Annotated in this window: 28 protein-coding genes; 11 read left to right on the forward strand and 17 right to left on the reverse strand. The window is 67.0% G+C overall.

From position 1 onward, the window contains the following. From DVH23_RS13835 to DVH23_RS13845, 3 genes are all read left to right on the forward strand, one after another. Positions 1-1,103, forward strand: a 1,103-nt coding sequence (locus tag DVH23_RS13835) for an AMP-binding protein (RefSeq protein WP_157972402.1), incomplete at its 5' end; no start/stop codon positions are given. Between the two features lie 48 nt (positions 1,104-1,151). Continuing rightward, the gene (locus DVH23_RS13840; RefSeq protein WP_114578025.1) at positions 1,152-2,462 is read left to right on the forward strand and encodes a PQQ-dependent sugar dehydrogenase; all 1,311 of its coding nucleotides are present in this window, start codon (positions 1,152-1,154) and stop codon (positions 2,460-2,462) included. Between the two features lie 66 nt (positions 2,463-2,528). Then, positions 2,529-2,822, forward strand: a complete 294-nt coding sequence (locus DVH23_RS13845; RefSeq protein ID WP_114578187.1) for an amphi-Trp domain-containing protein — start codon at positions 2,529-2,531, stop codon at positions 2,820-2,822. A 1-nt stretch (position 2,823) separates the two neighbouring features. On the opposite strand, the gene DVH23_RS13850 is transcribed toward DVH23_RS13845, so the two are convergent. After that, positions 2,824-3,888: a polyprenyl synthetase family protein gene (locus DVH23_RS13850; RefSeq protein ID WP_114578026.1), complete on the reverse strand. Its 1,065-nt coding sequence runs from the start codon at positions 3,886-3,888 to the stop codon at positions 2,824-2,826. A gap of 93 nt (positions 3,889-3,981) precedes the next feature. Here DVH23_RS13850 and DVH23_RS13855 point away from each other — a divergent pair, with 93 nt between their 5' ends. Next, the gene (locus tag DVH23_RS13855; RefSeq protein WP_114578027.1) at positions 3,982-4,743 is read left to right on the forward strand and encodes an NAD(+)/NADH kinase; all 762 of its coding nucleotides are present in this window, start codon (positions 3,982-3,984) and stop codon (positions 4,741-4,743) included. 85 nt (positions 4,744-4,828) lie between these two features. Next, the gene (locus DVH23_RS13860) at positions 4,829-5,284 is read left to right on the forward strand and encodes a hypothetical protein (RefSeq protein ID WP_114578028.1); all 456 of its coding nucleotides are present in this window, start codon (positions 4,829-4,831) and stop codon (positions 5,282-5,284) included. Between the two features lie 363 nt (positions 5,285-5,647). Here DVH23_RS13860 and DVH23_RS13865 read toward each other — a convergent pair whose 3' ends face one another. The 8 genes from DVH23_RS13865 to DVH23_RS13900 form a co-directional block, all read right to left on the reverse strand. Continuing rightward, positions 5,648-5,914 carry a hypothetical protein gene (locus tag DVH23_RS13865; RefSeq protein WP_114578029.1) on the reverse strand — a complete coding sequence of 89 codons (267 nt, stop codon included), beginning with the start codon at positions 5,912-5,914 and terminating at the stop codon, positions 5,648-5,650. Next, positions 5,904-6,257: a hypothetical protein gene (locus tag DVH23_RS13870; protein WP_114578030.1), complete on the reverse strand. Its 354-nt coding sequence runs from the start codon at positions 6,255-6,257 to the stop codon at positions 5,904-5,906. The genes DVH23_RS13865 and DVH23_RS13870 overlap by 11 nt, the downstream gene beginning before the upstream one ends. Positions 6,258-6,270: 13 nt before the next feature. After that, positions 6,271-7,029, reverse strand: a complete 759-nt coding sequence (locus DVH23_RS13875) for a cytochrome bc complex cytochrome b subunit (protein ID WP_114578031.1) — start codon at positions 7,027-7,029, stop codon at positions 6,271-6,273. Positions 7,030-7,033: 4 nt separating this feature from the next. Continuing rightward, a complete protein-coding gene (locus DVH23_RS13880) occupies positions 7,034-7,828 on the reverse strand; it encodes a cytochrome b N-terminal domain-containing protein (protein ID WP_114578032.1) in 795 nt (264 codons plus the stop codon). Then, entirely contained in the window at positions 7,825-8,688 is an 864-nt protein-coding gene (locus DVH23_RS13885) for a Rieske 2Fe-2S domain-containing protein (RefSeq protein WP_114578033.1), read from the reverse strand. The genes DVH23_RS13880 and DVH23_RS13885 overlap by 4 nt, the downstream gene beginning before the upstream one ends. 2 nt (positions 8,689-8,690) lie before the next feature. Further along, positions 8,691-9,095, reverse strand: coding sequence for a hypothetical protein (locus tag DVH23_RS13890; protein WP_114578034.1), 405 nt, complete (start codon positions 9,093-9,095; stop codon positions 8,691-8,693). Further along, a complete protein-coding gene (locus DVH23_RS13895; protein WP_114578035.1) occupies positions 9,096-9,803 on the reverse strand; it encodes a plastocyanin/azurin family copper-binding protein in 708 nt (235 codons plus the stop codon). Between the two features lie 65 nt (positions 9,804-9,868). After that, complete coding sequence (locus tag DVH23_RS13900) at positions 9,869-10,744, reverse strand: hypothetical protein (RefSeq protein ID WP_198667935.1); 876 nt, start codon at positions 10,742-10,744, stop codon at positions 9,869-9,871. 95 nt (positions 10,745-10,839) lie between these two features. On the opposite strand from DVH23_RS13900, the gene DVH23_RS13905 reads away from it, so the two are divergent. Then, a complete protein-coding gene (locus DVH23_RS13905; RefSeq protein ID WP_114578036.1) occupies positions 10,840-11,328 on the forward strand; it encodes a hypothetical protein in 489 nt (162 codons plus the stop codon). Between the two features lie 34 nt (positions 11,329-11,362). Here the strand turns inward: DVH23_RS13905 and DVH23_RS24295 are convergent, their stop codons facing one another. From DVH23_RS24295 to nth, 4 genes are all read right to left on the reverse strand, one after another. Further along, positions 11,363-11,653: a sensor histidine kinase KdpD gene (locus tag DVH23_RS24295; RefSeq protein ID WP_232833767.1), complete on the reverse strand. Its 291-nt coding sequence runs from the start codon at positions 11,651-11,653 to the stop codon at positions 11,363-11,365. Then, entirely contained in the window at positions 11,650-12,396 is a 747-nt protein-coding gene (locus DVH23_RS13910) for a PAS domain S-box protein (protein WP_198667936.1), read from the reverse strand. Before DVH23_RS13910 ends, DVH23_RS24295 begins: the two co-directional genes overlap by 4 nt. 97 nt (positions 12,397-12,493) lie before the next feature. After that, positions 12,494-12,718, reverse strand: coding sequence for a hypothetical protein (locus tag DVH23_RS13915; protein ID WP_114578037.1), 225 nt, complete (start codon positions 12,716-12,718; stop codon positions 12,494-12,496). Between the two features lie 80 nt (positions 12,719-12,798). Next, positions 12,799-13,482, reverse strand: coding sequence for an endonuclease III (gene nth / locus DVH23_RS13920; RefSeq protein WP_114578038.1), 684 nt, complete (start codon positions 13,480-13,482; stop codon positions 12,799-12,801). 93 nt (positions 13,483-13,575) lie between these two features. Here nth and mvaD point away from each other — a divergent pair, with 93 nt between their 5' ends. Together mvaD and DVH23_RS13930 are read left to right on the forward strand one after the other, a co-directional pair. Continuing rightward, entirely contained in the window at positions 13,576-14,547 is a 972-nt protein-coding gene (gene mvaD, locus DVH23_RS13925; RefSeq protein ID WP_114578039.1) for a phosphomevalonate decarboxylase MvaD, read from the forward strand. A gap of 119 nt (positions 14,548-14,666) precedes the next feature. Next, on the forward strand, positions 14,667-15,794 hold the full coding sequence (locus tag DVH23_RS13930) for an NAD(P)/FAD-dependent oxidoreductase (RefSeq protein ID WP_114578040.1): 1,128 nt from the start codon (positions 14,667-14,669) through the stop codon (positions 15,792-15,794). A gap of 92 nt (positions 15,795-15,886) precedes the next feature. Here the strand turns inward: DVH23_RS13930 and DVH23_RS23580 are convergent, their stop codons facing one another. Continuing rightward, positions 15,887-16,123 (reverse strand): hypothetical protein, encoded by a 237-nt coding sequence (locus DVH23_RS23580; RefSeq protein ID WP_157972403.1) that lies wholly within the window; start codon positions 16,121-16,123, stop codon positions 15,887-15,889. Between the two features lie 233 nt (positions 16,124-16,356). Between DVH23_RS23580 and DVH23_RS13935 the strand changes: the two genes are divergently transcribed. After that, entirely contained in the window at positions 16,357-17,310 is a 954-nt protein-coding gene (locus tag DVH23_RS13935; RefSeq protein WP_114578041.1) for a DUF106 domain-containing protein, read from the forward strand. Between the two features lie 177 nt (positions 17,311-17,487). On the opposite strand, the gene fen is transcribed toward DVH23_RS13935, so the two are convergent. After that, entirely contained in the window at positions 17,488-18,465 is a 978-nt protein-coding gene (fen, locus tag DVH23_RS13940) for a flap endonuclease-1 (RefSeq protein WP_114578042.1), read from the reverse strand. Positions 18,466-18,583: 118 nt separating this feature from the next. Beyond that, positions 18,584-19,114: a GNAT family N-acetyltransferase gene (locus tag DVH23_RS13945; protein WP_114578043.1), complete on the reverse strand. Its 531-nt coding sequence runs from the start codon at positions 19,112-19,114 to the stop codon at positions 18,584-18,586. 171 nt (positions 19,115-19,285) lie between these two features. On the opposite strand from DVH23_RS13945, the gene DVH23_RS13950 reads away from it, so the two are divergent. After that, complete coding sequence (locus DVH23_RS13950) at positions 19,286-19,732, forward strand: pyridoxamine 5'-phosphate oxidase family protein (protein ID WP_114578188.1); 447 nt, start codon at positions 19,286-19,288, stop codon at positions 19,730-19,732. Between the two features lie 26 nt (positions 19,733-19,758). On the opposite strand, the gene DVH23_RS13955 is transcribed toward DVH23_RS13950, so the two are convergent. Continuing rightward, entirely contained in the window at positions 19,759-20,172 is a 414-nt protein-coding gene (locus DVH23_RS13955; RefSeq protein ID WP_114578044.1) for a DUF5791 family protein, read from the reverse strand. A gap of 318 nt (positions 20,173-20,490) precedes the next feature. Between DVH23_RS13955 and DVH23_RS13960 the strand changes: the two genes are divergently transcribed. After that, positions 20,491-21,372: a coiled-coil protein gene (locus DVH23_RS13960; RefSeq protein ID WP_114578045.1), complete on the forward strand. Its 882-nt coding sequence runs from the start codon at positions 20,491-20,493 to the stop codon at positions 21,370-21,372. Positions 21,373-21,508: the final 136 nt, after the last annotated feature.

The raw sequence follows: 21,508 nt of genomic DNA on the forward strand, positions 1-21,508 counted from the left end.
CCTGGACGTCCCATGCCGTGTTGGACGTCGAACCCGACGATACGTACTGGTGTGCCGCGGACATCGGCTGGATCACCGGGCATTCGTACATCGTCTACGGTCCGCTCGCGTTGGGGACGACGAGCGTGATGTACGAGGGCACGCCCGATTACCCCGAGAAGGATCGGCTCTGGGAGCTCGTCGAGAACTATGGGGTCGACATCTTCTACACGGCACCGACGGCGATTCGGGCGTTCATGAAGTGGGGCCAGGACTACCCCAAAGAACACGACCTTTCGTCGCTCCGGTTGTTGGGCACCGTAGGCGAGCCGATCAATCCTCGCGCCTGGAAGTGGTACTACACCCATATCGGTGGCGAGGAGTGTCCCATCGTCGATACCTGGTGGCAAACCGAAACCGGCGGCATGATGATCACCACCCTCCCGGGCATCGGCGAGATGAAGCCGGGATCGGCGGGCCCGCCACTGCCCGGCATCGACGCCCGGATCGTCGATTCGGGCGGCGAAGAGGTCGAGGCGGGCGACGCGGGCTACCTCACGGTCGACAACCCCTGGCCGGGGATGTTGCGAACGCTCTACAACAACGACGAGCGCTTCCTCGAGGAGTACTGGCGCGAGTATTCGGATCCCGACGCCGACGAGTGGGTCTACTTCCCCGAGGACGGCGCCAAGATCGACTCGGATGGGTATATCACCATCCTCGGGCGCGTCGACGACGTCATCAACGTCTCCGGGCACCGACTGGGCACGATGGAGATCGAAAGCGCCATCGTCGGCACCGAGGGCGTCGCCGAAGCCGCCGTCGTCGGCGGCGACCACGACCTCAAGGGCGAAGCGGTGTATGCCTACGTCATCGTCGAGGACGACTACGAGGGAAGCGACGACCTCCGCGAGCGCATCGTCGAAGGCGTCGAGGAGGCCATCGGCCCCATCGCCCGCCCCGAAGAAGTGATCTTCACACCCGAACTCCCCAAAACCCGCTCGGGCAAGATCATGCGCCGACTCCTCGAGGACCTCGCCAGCGGCGACGAACTCGGGGATACCTCCACCCTGCGCAACCCCGACGTCGTCGACGACATCGCTGCCCAGGTCGGCGACGACTGACCTCCTCCCCCGGAAGCGTGATACGGCGGGGACCCCCATTCGGTCCCGATGACCTCCTCCCGGTACTCGCGACGGGCGGTCCTTCTCGGGGCGGCGATCGCGCCCGTTCCCGCTACCGGCTGTCTCGGGTTCGACGATGACGCAAGCGGGTCCGCGGCGGATCGGGAAGACGATCCCGCGAGTTCCGTAGACGACGAAACGGAGAACGGACGCGACGGAGAGGGGTCCGAGGACGAGTCCGGAGGCACCGAATCCGAGGCGGACCCGGACCCCGAGGAACCCTCCCTCGCGGTCACGGAGGTCGCGACCGGGCTGTCCCACCCGTGGGCGATCGCAATTCTCCCGGAGGGCGGGCTCCTCGTCACCGAGCGCGAGGGTCGGCTCGTCCGAATCGATCCGGACTCCGGGGACGTCGACCCGATCGACGGCGTGCCGGAGGTCCTCCCGGAGGGGCAGGGCGGCCTGCTCGACGTCGAGTTGGCCCCCGACTTCGACGAGGAGCCCTGGATCTACCTCACCTACGCCGCCGGGACCGGCGACGGAGAGTCGGCGACCCACCTCGGTCGGGGCCGGTTCGACGCCGAGGCGATGGCCGTAGAGGGCTTCGAGGACCTGTACGTCGCCGACGCCGCGGGCTCGAGCGGCCACTACGGCTCCCGGGCCGTCTTCGGCGCCGACGGGATGCTCTACGTGACCGTCGGCGACCGCCAGTCAAAGGAGTTCGGCCCGGATCACGTCGCCCAGGACCTGGGGACGAATCTCGGGACGACGCTGCGGCTCCGTCCGGACGGCTCGATCCCCGAGGACAACCCGTTCGTCGGCGGCGATGAGGCCGTCCGGGAGGCGATCTACAGCTACGGCCACCGGAACCCCCAGGCGATGGCGGTCCACCCCGAAACCGGCGGGATCTGGCAGGCCGAACACGGCGAGGAGGACGGCGACGAGATCAATCGGCTCGAGGCGGGCGGCAACTACGGCTGGCCGGTCGCGACCTACGCCTGCGAGTACGGCACCGACGACCCCGTCGGCGACCGCCCCGACGAACGCGAGGGGACGGTCGAGCCCGTCCACTACTGGGAGTGTGGCTCGGGCGGGTTCCCGCCGAGCGGCGCCGCGTTCTACGACGGGACGGCCCTCCCGTGGCAGGGCGACCTCCTCGTCGGCAACCTGGCCGAGGGATACCTTGGGCGCTTTTCCGTCGAAGGGGCGGGGACCGACGACGTCTCCGTCCGGGAGCGAGAGCCGCTGCTGGTCGATCGCGGGTGGCGCGTCCGGGACGTCGTCGTCGGCGATTCGAGCGTCGTCTACGTCGCCGTCGACGCCGAGGACGCCCCGATCGTCCGGCTCGCCCCGACGTAGACGATGCGGGTCGCGGTGACCGGGCGGACCGCAACCGCTATCCTCGTCGCCACTCCTCACCCGTTCATGACCGATTCCGACGACGACCCGGAAGGACGGACGACGATCCGACCCGGCCGGAACTTCGAACGCGAGTACCGCCTCTCGACGGAGGAAGCGGGCCGGTTCCTGATCGACCTCGGGAACCAACTCCGCGACGGCGAGGAGCTGACGATCGAGGGCGACGACTGGGAACTCCCCTTCGCGTTCGGCGAGCCCGCCGAACTCGAGATCGAGTTCGAGGGCGTCGGCGACGAGGGGTTGGAGATCGAACTCGAACTCGTCGGCCGCCCCGACGAGAGCGGCCCCGACGTCCGATAGCTCAGGCGTCCCGGTCGATGACGAACGTCGTGAACGCCGCGAGTTTCTCCGCCGTGTCAGGGTCGACCCCGAGGGCATCGACGTGCTCTCTGGCCTCGGCGGCCAGCTCGAGGGCGCGCTCGCGGGCGTACTCGACACTGCCGGCCGACTCGAGGATCGCGAGGGCCTCCCGGATCTCCTCGTCGGTGTTCGTGTCGGCACCGAGGATCCCCCGGAGGCGCTCCGCGTCGGCGGGGTCGGCCTCCTCGAGGGCGTGGATCGCCATCAGCGTCTTCTTGCCCTCCCGGACGTCGTTGCCGAACTCCTTGCCGAAGTCGCCGGCCCGGCCGAGGGAGTTCTCGACGTCCAAGATGTCGTCGCCGATCTGGAAGGCGACCGAGGTGAGTTCGGCGTAGGCGGCGGCGTGGCGCTCGATTGCTTCGGACTGCCCGGCGACGATCGCCGCCAGACGGGCGACGATCCGGCCGAGACAGCCCGTCTTGCACGCACACATCTCGAGGTACTCCGCCCGGGAGATCCGGACGTCGCGCTCGTTGTGCCAGGCGATGTCCATTCCCTGGCCGAGGTGGGTCCGGTTGAGTTCGTGGGTGAGCATCTCGTAGGCCGCCAGCCGGGCCTCGGCGGGGAGGTCGCCCGGATCGCGTTCGAGAACTTTCAGGGGGAGAAAGTACAGCGCGTTGCCGGCGTTCAGCGCGACGTCCTCGCCGTAGACGCGGTGGAGGGCGGGCTCGCCCCGGCGGATCGCGGCCTCGTCCTCGACGTCGTCGACGATGATCGTCCCGTTGTGGAGGATCTCGGGGATGCAGGCGTAAGCGAGGAGTTCCTCGGGGTCCTCGCCGAACCCCTCGACGAGGACCAGAAAGAGGACGGCCCGCCAGCGTTTCCCGCCCCGGTCGAGCAGGTCCCAAACCGGGTCCGCGAGGCCCCGCTGGATGCTTTCGGGGTCGTACGCGTAGGTGGGCGCGCCGAAGAAGTCCTCGAGGTAGTCGGCGTCGATCTCCCGTGGGAGCAGGTCGGCGATCGCGTCGTCGATCGCCGGCCGCCACGCCGCGAGCGTCTCCCGCATACGGGCCGGTCACGGAGCGGGGTGAAAAAGATTCAGTTCGACGCCCCGGCATCCAAACCGCATGCTTTTGACCGGCGCGCCGGAACGGCCCGTATGGGACCGCCGGGGCGGGCGAACGAGGGGGAGAGCCGCGTTGCCGTCGTCGAGGGCGAGAGCGGCGGCTCCTCACTCGAGCTCGACGCCCTCTCGGAGACGGTCGAGAGAGAGGGCGGGCGACTGGTGGTCGGCCCGGCCCCGGATCTCGAGCGAGCGCCCGACGTCGTCGTCTGTCCGGACGAGCCCTCCCTGTCGGCGGTCGCCCGGGCGGGCGTGGACGCCCCGGTCCTCGCCGTCGGGATCGATGGCGTCCCCTCGGTCACGCCCGACCGGCTCCCGGAAGCGGTCCGGGACGCCCTCCCGGGCAACCCGCGGACGGTCCGCCGGCCGGTCCTCCGGGTCGAGACGGAGGGGGTTTCCAAGCGAGCGTTTTTCGACGTCGGCCTCCTGACCGCCGAACCCGCGCGCATCTCGGAGTACAGCGTCTCGAGCCGGGGGGAGACGGTCGCGCGGTTCCGGGCCGACGGCGTCGTCGTCGCGACCCCCCAGGGGAGCCACGGCTACGCGAGCGCCGCCGGCGCCCCGGTGCTCTCGGCGTCCCTCGCGGGCGTCGCCGTCGTTCCGGTCGCCCCCTTCGTCACGAAGACCAAGCAGTGGATCCTCCCCGACGACACCCTCGCGCTCGCCGTCGAACGCGACGAGGGAGCCGTCTCCCTCCAGGCCGACGACCGAACCGTCGCCACCGTCGGCGTCGGCTCGCCGGTCTCGATCGGCACCGACGGCAACCTCGCGGTGGTCGCTGACCCCGGCCTCGAGTGAACCGGATGTGGACGCACCGGCCGACGACCGTTGGCACCCGTCCACATTGGAAACACTCTAATGGTCGAACCACCGTGTTTCGGGTATGATCACGTCATCGCTGTTCGGGCCGATCGACGTCCTCGCCCAGGAGGTGGTCAGCGGCGTCGCGGCCATCGAGTTCGTCCTGCTCGTCGTCGTGGTTGCGAACCTCGCGATCCGCGCGCTCGCCTACCGCGACTACGCCAGCGCCGCACGCGAGGGCGGCGCCGAGGCGATCACCCGGAGCACCGCCCTCGACGCCACGAACGTCGCGCTCGTGCTCGGGTCGTTCTACTACATCACGGTCCACCTCCACGGCGGCGTCGTCCTGACGACCCTCGTCCTCGCGCTCGTGATCGCCGACGTCTTCGAGTTCGAGGCCCGCCTCGTCGAGGCGCGCACTGAGCGGCCCATCGAGCGCCCGAACGGCGCGCTGTTCGCGTCGGCGCTCGTCTTCGCCTACATCGCCTACCAGTCGCTTTTCTTCATCGTCAGTCCGGTCTGGGACGCGATCGTGTGACCTCTCCCCGTTCCTCCCAGACGCCCCTCGGTCCGGGAGGGGCTTCGATCCCGGTTCTCGGCGCACGGTCGTCGCTTCAGTTCCAGTCACTCGTGGCGTCCCCGTCAAAGACCGGGCAGCATCGAGCGACTCGTTCACCCCTTGGGAGGCTTCGGCTCGAACACAGCCGAGAGGGTCGTTACGACGATCTGCCGATCTCGCAGTGCCGTGTTTCGATCGACGGGACACTGACTTGTGACCGACCCTATGAGAGCACCGACGGTCTCGTCTTCGGGCCGGCTCCCCGTTTCCGCGGACGACGCGGGCGCTCCCGGGTTCGGTCACCACCGAAAACCAGTTCGGACCGGACTCGAGACCGCGCGTTCAGCTGTCGGTCTCCGCGTAGTACTCCCGGGCGCGCCGTCCGGTCGGGACGAGCACCCAGAAGGTGAACGCTCCGACCAGCGCGAAGTACAACATCGCGTCCTTGATCACGAGCGCGACGGCCGCGTAGGTGCCGGGATCCTCCGGGTTCGGTGCGATGAGCTGCGTATCGTAGAAGCTCGGGGTGTTGAACCAGCCAGCGAACACCAACCATATGAGCAACCCCCCAGTGAGGATGGCAAACCCCTTGATGAATTCATCGGCCATTGTTCGTAGTCGATCCTTCGTCGGGCTCGTCTTTAGCGTTTCCCATCCCGGCGGCCCGAAACCGCGTCGAGAACGCGTAGGTGAGCGCGCCGGTCGCGATCAGGGCGACGCCCACGATCGAGAGCCCGACGCCGATCTCGCCGATGTCGGCCTGGGCACGGTTCGTCGCGGCGTCCAACAGGGCAAACCCCGCGAGAATCGAGACGATGGCGATCAGCGTCGAGAAAACGGTGACGGTCTTGTAGAGCCTGAGCGGGACGACGACGTCGTGTCGATCCGGGCCGTCGTCCGCGTTCTCTCCGGCCTCGTCAGTCGTTCCGTCCCTTCCGTCTCGATCGGTCATTCGGGTGCTCGCACTACTTCGGCGGCCTGAGGCGGTAGTACCGTCGGTTCAGGTCGTACATGTACCCCTCGCGCATCGCCTTCAGTACCGAGTACGCGATCGTTCCCGCCACCAGCGGCAACAGGAACGAGAGGTCGAACGTGATCCCGTGGCTGAACGGGACGAGGTTCTGGACCGCCACCACGCTCATCGTGAACGCGAAGGTGACGCCGGCGACGCCGACGGCCGTCCAGAACGGCTGCTCGACCGGGCGCCGGGCGCTGCCCTTGTTGAGGAAGGGAACGATTGCGATCACGCCGACGACGGCGACGTTCGCGAGCACGCCGTAGAACTCGTCGGACATGAGCTTCTCGCCGCCCAGGATCGACAGCTCGGGGTTGAGCGGGCCGAGCTTCAACAGGCCGAACGACCAGTAGAGATACCAGTCGGGGATGATGACGGAGGGCGTCTGGGCGGGGTTGGCCACGTCCCCGAGGTGGGGCGGGAGCATCGCCGCCAGGAACACCAGCATCCCGACGAAGAAACTCGAGATCGCGAGGTTCCGGACCGTCTCGTGGGGCCAGGCGGGAAAGCCGAGCACGTCGCGTTCGACGTAGGTCGACTCCTGGCGGAGGTCCTGGTCCTCGCGGCGGGAGCGCTCGAAGTACTCGTAGGTGAGCCGCGAGAGGCCGGTCCGGCGTTCCTTCCGTTCGCGCCAGGTGGGCGTCTCGTCGTCGGGCGCGACGATTCCGGGGCCGCTGCCGTCGGTCTGTGGGTCTTGGTTGTCGCTCATTGTATCAGTGGGGTTCCGCGATGCCCTGCATCCAGACGATGCCGATGTGGAGCACGATCAGTCCCGTCACAACGAACGGGAGGACGAACACGTGGAGGATGTACATCCGCTGGAGCGTCGACTGGCTCAGGCTGAAGCCGCCGAAGATCAGCTGGGCGCCCCACTCGCCGACGACCGGGACGGCAAGCGCCATCTCGACGCCGATCTGGCCGGCCCAGAACGCCAGCTGGTTCCAGGGCAGCAGGTAGCCGGTGTAGCCGAAGCCGACGGTCAGCGCGAGCAGGACGACGCCGATCAGCCAGTTGACCTCCCGGGGCTCCTTGTAGGCGCCCGTGAAGTAGACCCGGATCATGTGGAGGAAGACGACGGCGGCCATCACCTGGGCCGACCACCGGTGGATGCTCCGGAGCATGAACCCGAAGTTCTGGTCCATCATGATCGTCGAGATCGTCGCATACGCCGCAGGGGTCTCCCCGGCGGTCGCGGGCGCGTAGTAGAACCCGAGTAAGGCCCCGCTGATCGCCGCGACGAGATAGGCCAGTAAGGAAAACGAGCCCAGCGCGTAGAGGGGATACCAGTACCAGAACTTGTTGTCCAGGTTGTACTGTTCGGTGTGGCTCTTTGGCATCTGGAGGTTGATCTTGTAGTACATGTTCTCTAAGATCTCCAGATAGTCGACGAGCCGGAGGCGCCGGTCGAGCCAGACCAGCGTCGTCAGATACGTCTTCTCGATGACCGAGAGGTCGCGCTCGGCGAGCCAGGCGTTGTGATCGTGTTCGTCCTTCGGCTCTAAGCTCATTCGTCGTCGCCCTCCGGGCGCGGGAGCGCGATGAGTTGCTGTTCGGTGATATCGAAGGGGTTGTACACCGACTGGTGGCAGTTACAGTAGATCCTGTCGTCGCCGTTCCCGTAGTTGCCCGACTCGCCCAGGCGCTTGTAGCCGGGGACACAACAGAAGTGGGTACACTTGTTGAGGTAAGCGACACAGCCCTGCGGGCACGTTTCAGCGACCCATTCGTCGTCCTGGGCCATTTCCTCGATCCGGGTCGACCGGATGACGATGATGGGGATCGTGTTCTCGGCGGCAACGTTCTGTGAGCGCCAGGTCGCGGTGGCGGGCTTGCCCAGCCCGTCCTCGCCGATGCCGTTGCCCCAGTCCTCGTAGCCCTCGAGGTCCTCGATGTGGATCCGGTCGCCGCCGCTTACCTCCTCCATCCACGGGTAGTCCCCGGAGGCGGAGGTGTCGTACCGGAAGTAGGCGTCCTGGCCGTCGGCGTCGGGAGCGATCCCTGGGAACGTCTGGACGCCACAGTACTGGTACCACTCCGTCGAGTACTCCGTGCCGGCGATCTCGGTTCGGGAGACCTGGTACTCGGTGCTGCCTTGCTCGACGGTTTCGGGCTCGGGCCAGATGCCCTGGAGGTAGCCCTCGTCGTCGATCTCGATCGGGATCTGGGGGAGCCCGCGCGGGGCCGGCCCCATCTCCCGGACGGCGCCGCGGTAGTCCATTCTCCCGCCGCCGCCGCCGGAGGGAGTCGTCGCCATCGTCACGCTCGCGGCGCCGACGGTGAGCAGCCCCGAGAGCACGCCGCCGCCGACGACGCCCTTGACGAAGCGACGGCGATCGGATTCGACCGGATAGTTGTCGTCGTCTGCCATTGTTATCGTTTGTAGTATGGGTAAATCGCGCGTTTGACCGTGTCCCACGCGCCGGTTTCGTCGGCGAGGGTCCGTCCCTCGGCCTGGTCCTCGCGGATGTGGACGTCCTCCCACTTCCGGCGTCGCTTCTTGACGATCATCACGTCGGGGAGGAACTCCTTGCGATAGAGCATGAGGATGAATCCGAGATTGACGAAGATCGCGGCCAGCAGGAAGCCGAGGAACATGTTCCCGGTCCCGCCGGCCTGGGAGCCGATCGCCCACTGGTCCGCGAGCCCGTAGACGAACAGCGCGACGAAGATCATCTGGACGAAGGTGAGCAGGACGATCGCGATCGCGGCGACCGTGCTCTCGCGGGGGGGTTCGTAGCGGTGGATGTCGCCGTAGGTGCTTCCGGAGGAGGACATTTAGCGATCCCTCCCCGGACTGCTGGTGTTCGCCGACTCGCCGTACTTCAGCAGGTAGAACGTAAAGACCAGCGAGACGAACGTCGCGAGGAAACTCGCGACCCCGACGTACTGCTTCTGGATCGGGACGCCGAGGTCGTGGATGTCGACGTCGGCCTCGGCCTGCCCCCCGCCCGTGTCGGTGGTGACGGTGATGGTGCCGGTCATCCCCTGGGAGACGTGGGGCTCACAGATGTACTCGTAGTCGCCTTCCGTCTCGAACGTCGACGAAAAGGAAAAGTCGCCGCTCTCGAGCGAGGAGTGGCCCTCCCAGCCGGCTCCCTCGGGCTGGGAGTCGGGGACGACGTTGTGCTGGGCCTGGGTTCCCTGCCAGGCCCACTCGACGGTCGTCCCGGGCTCGATGGTGAGTTCGGCGGGTTCGAAGGCGTTGTCGACGACGTTGACCGTCTCCGTGGTGCCGCCTCCGCCACCGCCGCTTGCGTTGCCGCTTTGGTTTCCGCCGCCGCTCTCGTTGCCCCCGCCCTGCGTTTCGTTTCCGCCGCTCCCGCCTCCCGTTTCGTTTCCGCCGCTCCCGCCTCCCGTCTCGTTACCGCCGCTCTCGTTGCCCCCGCTCCCGTCCTCCTGGGCCCCGACGGGCATCACGGCAGTCACGGCCGAGCCGGCACCGAGAACGCTGCCGACCGCTACCAGAGCCTCCCGTCTGTTCATACACGATGGGTTCAGGAACCTGTTCGCTTAAACCCTCCGGATGCACCTCCGGGAACCGGCTCCCGTTACCGGCCGACCGGGCCGTCATCCCGGGGTTTCGACCCCTCGTCCTCGCCGGAGAGGGCCGGCTCGCTCCCCTCGAACGCGTCGTCCTCGATCGGGAGGAAGTCGGGCCGGTCGGCCGAGGCCGCCCCGGTCGAGCGGAGCCGTCCCTTGTACTCCCGGAGGCGGAACTTCTCGGAGAGTCGGGCGTTCGCGACCATCAAGAAGAGGACGAGGCCGACGGCGGTGAAGCCCAGACCCACCACGAGCAGGACCATGTTGTCCCGGGCGCCGAGGATCGGCCAGGCAACTAAGGTTCCAAGCCCCACGAGCAGCTGGGTGGCCGCGAGCAACTGGAGCATCCAGTTGCCGACCTCGCTTCCCGAGTCCGGGATCGAGTCGGGGTCGGGCAGTCGCCAGTCCTCGGGCGGGTCGTCGACCTCGTAGTCGTCCATCGAACAGAGCGCGACCGTCGGCTTGACGTCCCGGACGATCGTCCCCCGACCCTCGACGCTTCCATCGGGGAAGACGATCGCGTAGTCGGTGTCCGAGTAGGCGACCAGCGCCCGATCGCCCTCGACTTCGGCGTACTCCAGGGACGCGAAGACTTCCCGGCTGGCGATCCGGGACTTGAGTTCGCGTTCGACCCGCGCCAGAAGCTCCGTGCCGGTGATCCAGCTCTCGTCGTCGAAGGCGACGTCCCACTCCTCAGGGGTGATCTCGGCCATCTCCCGGGGGCCGAACGCCTCGAAGTCGTACTTCTCCTCGACGCGCTCGCGGAGGGCCTCGACGCTCTCTGCGTCCCCGTCGGCCCCGCTCCCCGGGGAGGGCTCGCCGGGCGCGTCCTCGGGCGGGGCTCGCTCGCCCGATCGGTCGGGGGCGTCTCCGGGATCCGCCATCGGTCGAACCCAGGGCCCGACGGCCAAAACCCTTTTCGACCCGGCCCCGGGCCCGGTTTCGGGCCCTTTATTCCGCGCGCGACCCCAGCGCCGACATGGACCAAGAGCTGGCGGTCGCGACGGTCGTCGCCGGCCTCGTCACCGCCAGCTTCCCCTTTTACCTCTACGGCGCCTGGATCATGATCGACACCGAGGTTGTCACCTGGGACGTCCTCGTCTACCACCTGAAGTTCATCGCGGTCGGCCTGGCGCTGACGACTCTCCCCGTGGTCGGCTGGATGGTCCCCCGCACGGCCGCCCAGATGGGCGGGCTGCTCGTCGTCCACGCCTTCTTCGGCCTCCAGGCGTACGCGATGCTCGCCGTCGCGCTCACCGGCATCGTCCGGATCTTCCAGGTCAAACGCGATCACGACCTCTACACCGACGGGGCGGCCGCGGACGTCGAGATCGACGACCTCCACGAGAACATGGCCGGCTGGCGCCGCCGGCTCCGGGTCGGCGTCTTCGGCTACGTCCTCCTCTGGCTGATCGCCTACCTCATCGGGATCGTCCGGTACCTCCTCCGGTACCAGGTGTTCTGGTAGGGATCGACGTCCCGGCAGTGGGGGCGAGACTCGATCAGTCGGCCCGCGGGAGCGAGACGACGAAGACGGCACCCGTCGGCTCGTTGTCCTCGATCCGGACGTCGCCGCCGTACTGGTCGACCAGCGTTCGAACGAGATGGAGCCCGAGTCCCGACCCGGGACTCCCGAGACTCTTCTCGCCTTTCGCGAACACGACCTCCTTCTGTGCGTCCGGAATTCCGGGTCCGTCGTCGGCGATTCGGACCACGACGTCCTCCCGGCGCACCTCACAGGAGACCTCGACGACGGGCGTCTCGCCGTCGTTGTGCTGGACGGCGTTGTTCAGGAGTTCCTGAACAGCGAGCTGGCCATCCCGTTGACTGCGACCTCGACGTCCGGAACCGGGTCCTCGAGGACGAACTCCGCCTCCGGAAACGACTCCTCGCGAAGCGACAGCTCGGTGTCGAGGACCGAGGACAGCGGGGTCGGTTCGACGGCGAGGTCCCCGCGTTCGGTCACCGTCTCCACGAGGTCGCGGGCGGTCTCGGTGAGCTCGACGATGTGCTCCCCGCTGTCGAGGATCCGCTGGAGGTGCTCTTCGCCCTCCTCGTCGACGTGATCGGAGAGCAGTTCCGCCCACCCGAGCACGACCGCGATGTCGTTTCGGATGTCGTGGCGGACGACCCGGTTCAACAGCTCGAGTTCCTGTTCGCGGCGCTTCTGGTCGGTGATGTCCGTCGTGAGGCCGACGGCCTCGACGTCCCGTCCCTCCCCGACGAGGACCTGGCGCGTGAGCACCCACCGGAGCGAGCCGTCCGGTCGAACGACGCGGCCCTCGTAGGAGTTCTCGCGCGATCCGCCGGGCTCCATCTGCTCGCGAACGCGGTCCCGGTCGTCGGGATGGATGGTGTCGAGCAATCTCTCTACGTCGTCCTCGACTTCCTCCGACGGAATCCCCCAGATCCCCTCGAACCCGTCGCTGATGTAGTCGAACCGCCCGGGTTCGGTCGCCGTCCAGAGCGCGACGTCCTCAAGCTGGTCGAACAGGGCTCGGAAATCACGGCGCTGTCCGAGCGAGGAACGAGGCATAGCGGACCGTCCGGAGCGAGGCGTATAAATTTACGCTCCACGCCATGCGATCGTCGCCGACAGCGCCACAGGAAAACGGGGTCCCGACCGGCGCCGTCTAGCTGTTGAACGGCTCCTCGTCCCGGTGGTTGTCCGGGTTCTCGTGTTCCCGGGCGTCGTTTTCTCGCTCGTCGGATTCGTGTTCGATGTCCTGGCGCTTCCGTTCTTCCTCCTGTTTCCGCCGGGCCTCCATCTCCGCTTCGGTGAGCTCTTCGTCGTCGTTCTCGTCGGCCTCCTTCGCGAGTTCGACGTCGCGGCCGTGGTCGGTGTCGTCGTCGGTCATGGCAACCCGGTCGTACGGGCGCCGGAAGAAAAGGGGTTCGGCTTGCGCCCGACAGCCGGCCGGGCGGCCCGTCCGACGCGCTACCAGGGCTCGCCGGAGGCGAGGTCGACCGGGCTATCGCCCTTCTGGGAGGGACAGATGGCCGCGAGCACGCAGTCCCCACAGTCGGGGTTCCGTGCGGTACAGGTCGCCCGGCCGTGGTCGATACAGAGGTGGGTGAACTCCTGCCAGTCCTCGCGGGGAACGATCCCCACGAGGTCCTCTTCGATCCGCTCGGGCGTGGGCTCCTCGGTCAGTCCGAGCCGCCGGGAGAGCCGTTGGACGTGGGTGTCGACCACGATTCCCTCGACGATGTCGTGGCCGTGCTGGAGGACGACGTTCGCGGTCTTGCGGCCGACCCCCGGGAGGTCGGTGAGTTCGGCCATCGTGTCGGGAACCTCGCCGTCGTGGTCGGCGACGAGGCGTTCGCCGATCCCCTGGAGATAGCCACCTTTGTTGTTGTGAAAGGTGATCCCGTAGATCGCGTCGGCGAGCTCTTCTTCTGTGGCGTTCGCGTACTCCGCGGGCGTCGAGTACGTCTCGAAGAGCTCCTCGGTCACCTCGTTCACGCGCTCGTCGGTACACTGCGCCGAGAGGACGACGGCGATAAGCAACTCGAGGCGATTCGAGTACCGAAGCGAGATCGTCGAATCGGGGTAGGTCTCCCGGAGCCGGTCGGTGACTTCCTCGACCTGGGCCTCGCGGGGCTCGAGGGGAGTTCCCATTGCCTCCGTCTTTCGGGAGCGGTCATTTGAGCGGTTCGGTTCGCACGGACGGGGGTCGGGAGTTTTAAGCGGGCGACACGCCCCTGTCGGGGTATGAAAGCGACGGCGGTGGCCCACCCGATCCAGGGACTCGTCAAGTACCACGGGATGCGAGACCCGGTCGAGCGGCTGCCCTACCACGACAGCATCAGCGTCTGTACGGCCCCGAGCCGGACGACGACGACCGTCGAGTTCGGGTCGAGCGACGAGGATCGTTTCGTCGTCGACGGCGAGGAACTCGACGGACGCGGCAAAGAGCGCGTCGACGCCGTCGTCGAGAAAGTCCGCGATCGGGCGACGGCCGCCCACGCCGACGAACCGGTCCGGATCGAAAGCGAAAACAGCTTCCGGTCGAACGTCGGCCTCGGCTCGTCGTCGTCGGGCTTCGCCGCCGCCGCGACCGCCCTCGTTTCGGCTGCGGGCCTCGAACTCACCCACCCGGAAATCTCGACCATCGCCCGCGTCGGTTCGGCGTCGGCCGCCCGGTCGGTCACCGGCGGCTTCTCGCTGCTCGAGGCGGGACTGAACGACGAGGACTGTCGGTCGCGCCGTCTGGAGACCGACGTCGGCGACGATCTGACGATCATCGCGGGGCTGGTGCCCTACCACAAGGAGACCGAAGCGGCCCACGAGGAGGCAACCGAGAGCCACATGTTCGGGGCCAGGAACGCCCACATCCACGACCAGATGGTCGAGATGCGCGACGCGCTCCGGGAGGGAGACTTCGACCGGGTCTTCGAGACCGCCGAACACGACTCGCTGTCGCTGGCGGCGACGACGATGACCGGGCCCGCGGGCTGGGTCTACTGGCAGCCCCGGACCCTCGAAATCTTCACTCGCGTGCGAGAACTCCGCGAGGAGGGGATACCAGTGTACTTCTCGACGGACACGGGCGCGAGCGTCTACGTCAACACCCGCGAGGCGTATGCGGATCGGGTCGAGGAGGCCGTCGCCGACTGCGGCGTCGAGACCGCCCGCTGGGGGGTCGGCGGCCCCGCCCGGACGGTAGACGACCACCTGTTCTGACAGAGCCGGTTACAAGTCAGTGCGCCGTCGATCGCGATACGGTGGCGCGATCGAACGGTGAATCGTTGTAATCGACCCTGTGAGGCGACGCTTTTGGGACTGGGCGCCCAAGTTCTCGTATGCACGTCGCCGTCCTCGGCGCGGGCTACGCCGGCCTGACGCTGACGCGCCGGCTCGAGCGCGAGCTTCCCCCCGACGCCACCCTCACGCTGGTCGACGCCTCCCCGAACCACCTCGTCCAGCACGAGCTCCACCGGGTCATCCGCCGTCCTGAGCTCGCGCGCGGGATCACCGTCCCCCTCGCCGACGCGGTCGACGCGGACGTCCGGGTCGCACGCGTCAAGTCGGTCGATCCCGAGAACGGAGAGGTCGCCCTCTCGAGGGGAACCCTCTCCTACGACGTCGGCGCGGTCTGTCTGGGCGCCCGGACCGCCTTCTACGGCCTCGATGGCGTCCGCGAACACGCGATTCCCCTGAAACGGCTGGCCCACGCCGAACGGATCCGCCGGGAGTTCTTCCGGGCGACCGACCACGGGGACCCCCAGGTGGTCGTCGGCGGCGCCGGCCTCTCGGGGGTCCAGGTCGCGGGCGAACTCGCCGAACTCGCCCGCGAGGAGGGCGTCGATCCCGAAATCGTCCTCGTCGAGCGCCTCGAGCGCGTCGCCCCCGGATTCCCGCCGGCGTTCTCCCGGGCGGTCCGGGAGGCCCTCGAACGGAAGGGCGTCGAGGTACGGGCCGGCGAGACGGTCCGGGGGGCCGACGCCGACCGGGTCGATCTGGCCTCCGGCGAACTCGCCTACGACGTGTTCGTCTGGACCGGCGGGATCCGAGGGGCCGACGCCCTCGGCGAGCGCCCGACGGTCCGCAGCGACCTCCGGCTGGCGCCCCGGACGTTCGGACTGGGCGACGCGGTCCGGGCCGTCGATGCCGACGGCGAGGCCGTCCCCGCGAGTGCCCAGAGCGCGGTCCGTGAGGCCCGGACCGTCGCCGAGAACGTCTCCCGACTGGTCGCCCACGACCGGGAGGGCGGGGAGTTCGAGCCCCGACTCGAGCCCTTTACGTTCGACTCGCCGGGCTGGCTGGTCAGCGTCGGCGACGACGCGGTCGCACAGGTCGGCTCCTCCGTGGTGACGGGGCGGGCGGCGACGGCCCTGAAGACGACCGTCGGCGTCGGCTACCTCTCATCGGTGGGTGCGGTCGGGAACGCGATCGACCTCGTCTCGCGGGAACTCGGGCGGCAACGGTGAGTCCGTTCGCTACTGGTGAGAGGCCGGACGGTGTCGCTCAGCACGGTTGAGTCGTCGTTACATACAGGGAAAGCGACTACCGCTCCGGGAAATCAACGAGCCATATCAACTAACGCTACTCCTGTGAATCCAACAAAGATTGTTATCACTATACAGAATCCTACAATTAGATTCTCCGCCAGTGCTGATGAGACGAGATGTACGCCAAACAGCTCACCGAACGAAACGCCCAGGACTGCCAAAACTGGCGCAGCAACGATACCGTACCACGGGTTGTTCCAGCCCTCGTGATCAAATCGAAATAATCTCTGTTTTAGACCATCCCTCATATATCAATAGACCTACCGAATCCACATAAATCAGTGGTCGGTTCGCACCTCGATGTAACGTCGATCCGAATGTTACATACAGTCATCCGCATCTAACGCGTGCGTTCCGTTCCGAATCACGGACCCGACCTCCGATAGTAGCCACCCACCGGTCCAAGTCAACGGGCAAAGGATTCCGACTGTCGTCAGTGAACAATGTTTTATGGGTGATGGGTAAAGTGGTTTCAGCATAGATGATGCGTACCGCGGAAAAGGTAGACGACCTCGTCCGCGGGGACGATTCAATGGCGGAGGCCCTTGACTCGATCCGCCGGGAGGCCGACCGAAACGGCGGCGAGGTCGAGTGGGCCGACGTCCGGGACGATCTCACCAGCGGCCAGTGGGGCCGGATCATCGAGACGGGGATCTTAGTCGACGGCCGCGACGGCTTCGAGATCGCCGACCGGGAGGCGTTCGACCGCGCCCTGGACGACGACGAGGAGGGGGTCGACGCCGACGACGCCCCCGAGATCGACGACGGCGCCTCCTCGTGGTCCCAGTGGGACAAGCTGGCCGGGCTGAGCGCCGTCCTGTTAATGACCGGCTACTGGTTCGACTCGATCCGGGACCTCATTGGAGGGACGATGGACGTGATACTCGGGCCGCTCAACGCCGCGCTCCCGTTCTACGGAGTGATCCTCTCGGTTGCGCTAGTGACCGGGCTTTCTACATCGCTGCTGCAGGCGAACCTGATGAATCCCGAGCGGATGGGCAAGTATCAAGAGCGGATGCAGGCGATGCAGGAGAAGCGAAAGGACGTCGAGGAGCGAAAGGAAGCCGCCGAGGAACGCGGGGCCAGCGACGCCGAACTCGAGCGCCTCGACAACGAGATGGATCGCGTCCAGGAAGAACAGATGGAGGCGATGGCCGAGAACCTCGGAATGTTCAAAGAGCAGTTCCGGCCGATGGTCTGGACCATGCTGATCGTTATTCCCTTCTTCCTCTGGATGTGGTGGATGATCCGGGATGGCCACATCGCCAGCGACGAACTCCAGGTCGTGATGCCGATCGCCGGCGTCGTCGAGTGGAACGACGGCGTCATCGGCCCGATGCAGGCCTGGATCGTCTGGTACTTCCTCTGTTCGATGGGCTTTACCCAACTGCTCCGCAAGGCCGTCAACATCGACATGTCGGTGACGGCTAACTAACGAGAAGGGTTTCGCGGCCCCAAAGGGACGATACTCGACGTTTTAGGCGTACACGGCACCGAGTTGGCTCGTCCGGTTGGCTCGGGCTAATCGCAGTGACTGATCACGGGATCCGGGTTGCGACGACGGACCGCCGGGCACACAGTACACAACCACGTAGCGGGCAAGCGGCCCGCCTCACGACCAGCGGTCGAGCCCGGTCTGGACGATGCTCTCCTCGAGCCGTTCGAAGCCGCGTTCGACCTCGCTCTCGGCGACGCCCCAGTCGGCGACGTACTCGCGTGCGGCCCCGACGTCGGGTTCGATCGTCGGGTCGAACGCGTAGTCGTCGGTCACGTTCGGGTCGCGAAACAGCGCGCGGATCCGGTCGCCGTGGGCGATCGAATCGCCCCTGGCCTCGAGGACGCTCCAGAGGTCGCCGTGTTCGGCGATCGCCGAGAGGGCGGTCTTCGGGCCGATTCCCGACACCCCCTCGTTGAAGTCCGTCCCGATCAGGATCGCGGCGTCGATCAGCTGTTCGTGGGTGAGGTCGTGAGTCGCCAGGGTCTCGTCTAAATCCATCAGCTCCGGATCGCCCGAACTCGTCAGCTGGCGGACGGTCAGCGGCGCGCCAAAGAGGAGGGCGTCGTAGTCCTCGCTGCCGACGTAGTCGGCGTCGCCTCGACGGGCGATGTGGGCCGCCTGGGCCTCGCCCTCTGCGGGGGCCTCGACGACCGGAACGTCGAGTCGGTCGAACAGCTCTCGGCTGGTCTCCTGGATCGTCGGCGTCAGGCGCTGGGTCCGCGATTCCAGGCGGGCGATCGCAACCGGGTCGCCCTCCTCGCGGGCGACCTCGAGGTCCTCCTCGTAGCTCTCGCGTTGGGCGCGCCTGGACTCGATCTCGTCGCTTTTGAGGTCGGAGGGGCCGCCGTCGAACACCATCACGGGAGTGATGTCGTGCTCGAAGAACTTCGGCAGTCCCTTGACGATCCCGATGAGGTTTGCGACCTCCTCGCCGTCGGCGGTCGTGTACGCCGACCTCGAGGTCCACTTGACCGTCGTCGTCAGATACCGGTAGAGCCAGTTGTGGGCGTCGACCGCGATCACCGAGCCCGACAGCTCCTCGATCGGGATCTCCTCGATGGCCGCGATCTCCCGGAGCGCTGCGTTTCCCATCGACGGACGTTGGAGCGAGCGGGATTTGATAGTTGCCCCATGTCTCCGACCCGACCGTCTTGTCCGCCCCGCGACTCCCGATTTCCCGGACCCCCTCGTCGACCGTCGGCGGCGACACTCACTCGATCCGCTCGGGCGGCCCCCGTTCGCCCTTCTCGGCGAGGAAACGCTCCTCGCCGTCGGTCAGCTCCCGCCCCTCGAACTCGGCGAGCCCCTCGCGGTAGCGCTTTTCGGGGTCGGCCCCGACCGCTTCCGGGGGGTACTCGAGGACCAACTCGGCGATCCCAGTCGTCTCGCCCGTGTAGGCAAAGCCGGTCCGGTACAGCGCCTCGAAGGCGTAGGGGTTGTTGACCGCGATCCGGAGCCGGTCGTAGCCCCATTCGCGGGCGGCCTCGCGGACGCGCGAGAGGAGTTCGGGACCGATCCCCTCGCCGCGGCGGTCGTTCCGGACCGTGACGTAGCGGAGCCACAGGGTGCGGTCGTCGGTGCGGTCCTCGTTGAACGCGACGGCGGCGACTACCTCGCCGTCCTCGCGGGCGACGGCCTTGCCCGTGTTCGACATCACGAACTTGCCGGCGTAGCTAAAGCGCTCGTGGTCGAGCCGGAGCGTCGGCCCGTCGGGCGGCCAACCGAGGATCTCGTACTCCACGCGCCCGGCGATTGGGCCCCCGGACCCAAGGCTCCATCGACGCTCCGGCAAACCTTTTTCCGGTCATCCGTGGAACCCACGACCGATGACTCCGGTCCCGGTGGCCTCTTCGAGACGGATGTGGCGGCTTCGTACCTGGCGATCGAGGGCACGGCCGGAGGCGGAGGTAGCATGAACGTCCGTGGCACCCTCGAGCCCGACGAGGTCGAGACGTTCCTCGAGGAGACGACGGTCCCCGTCCGGCTCTCCTGTCGGACTCCCGGGGGGCGACTCTGGATGGTCTCGCTGTGGTTTCGCTTCCGGGAGGGAGTCCTCGAGTGTGCGACGTCGGCGGACGCCGACGTGGTCTCCTTTCTGGCGGCCGACTCCCACGTCGCCTTCGAGGTCTCGACGAACGACCCCCCATATCGCGGGGTCAGGGGCAACGGGACCGCGACGATCTCGCCCGACCCCGAAAAGGAGGTTCTCGGGGACCTCCTCGAGCGGTATCTCGGGACGACCGAGAGCGATCTAGCCGACCGACTGCTCGATCCCGACCGCCGGGAGGTACGGATCGAAATCGAGCCCGAGACGGTCGCCGGCTGGGACTACACCCACCGGATGGGCGGCGGGGCGTAGCCGCCGAGCGAGACCGGATAGCGGAGCTACCGGCTCGCGATGGCGTACTGGACGTGGACGAACTCCTCGAAGCTCATCGGCGCCCGGCGCTCGATCTTCTGTTGGACCTCCTTTCCCTCGCGGTCGATCTCGAGTTCGCTCGCGAGCGTATCGACGTCCAGGACCGCCGTCGTCATTCCCAGGAGGAGGTGTTCACACGCCATCTCGACTATCGTCTCCGCGTCGGGACTGCCGTCGTCTACCGCCTGGATCTCGGCGGCCTCCTCCAGAGAGAGGTCGGGAGAGTCCCCCGCCAGCAGCGCGTCGATCCGGTCGGCGTCGATTCCCGTCCGTGCGGCCGGCTCCTCGACGCGCTCGAGGATCGCCCGGAGCTCGTCGTCGTACTCCCGCCGGAGCGCCGCCGGGGTATCCGGAACCTGCATCCGTTGTTCGTAGAACACGGCGTCACGAACGGCCGGAGTTCGGAAAGGGGTTCCCATCCCCGCCGTCCGGACCGGTCGCCGCCGGATGTTTATAAGCCAGTCCGCAGACCGTGGGAACGCGTTACACGCCACGAGGGGGCGTCTGCTAACGGTTTTCACACTCCCGCCCACCGGTACACTTAAATGAGACGCGCCAGTAGTAACGGCCACCAGAACGCCACCGGCGTGGCGTGTATCGCTCGATGATCGATGACAGAACGCTTCCTCACGAGGTTCGACAGGTCACGAGCGCCAGCCACCGCCGGTGGGTGTATGGCACAGAGGTTTGACTAACACATGGTAGACGAATCGAAGAACGTAGAACTCACCGACGACGACATCGAGAACGACTCGAAAGGACAGCTCATCAAGAAGGCCGGACAGCTCCGGGACCGACGGAACGAGCTGAACCAGATGGCCTCCGAGCGCGCCTCCAAGCGCGACGACCTGAACGCGAAGACCAGAGAGAAGGTCGACGAGGCCCAGGAACACCGCGAGAAACGCGACGAACTCAACGAGCAGGTCCAGGAACACAAGGAGAGCCGGAACGAGCTCAACGCCGAGGCAAACGAGCTCTTCGACGAGGTCGAGGGGCTCAAGTCCGAGATGGAACTGGGCGAGGGCAAGGACCTAGAGGAGCTCGAAGAGGAGATCGAACAGCTCGAGTTCAAACAGCAGACCGAGGTCCTCTCGAGCGAGGAGGAACGCGAACTCATCGAGAAGATCGAGAGCAAGCGCGAGGAGTACGCCGACCGAAAGGAGAAACTCGAAGACAACGGCGACCTAGAGGAGCTCGTCGAGGAGGCCGAGGAGGTTCGCTCGGAGGCCTCCCAGCACCACCAGAAGGTGACCGAACTGGCCGACGAGGCCCAGGAACACCACAACCGGATGATCGAGGCCTATCGGGAGGCCGACGACGTCCGCGACGAGGCCGACGACATGCACGACTCGTTCGTCGAGGCTCAGGAGGCCGCCGACCGCCACCACGAGGACTTCGTCCGGGTCCAGAAACGGCTGCGGGAGATGGACAAACAGGAGGAAGAACAGCGCAAGTCCGCCCGCGACCAGAAGAAAGAGGAGGCCAAGGAGGAAGCCGAAGAGATCTACCAGAAGTTCAAGGACGGCGAGACCCTCGACACCGAGGACCTGATGAAGCTCCAGAAGACCGGACTGCTCTAAGGCGGTTCGTCACCGTGTGTCCCTTTTCGAGACGCGACCCGTGAGCCACGGCTGGAGGCTGGCGGGGCAGTGACGGGAGTCCGGGAGATCCGGCCCCCATCCTTTTGCACTCCGGGTCCGTCTGGTCGACCGTCAT

This window comes from Saliphagus sp. LR7 (assembly GCF_003344565.1).
Taxonomy (GTDB): Archaea; Halobacteriota; Halobacteria; order Halobacteriales; family Natrialbaceae; genus Saliphagus; species Saliphagus infecundisoli.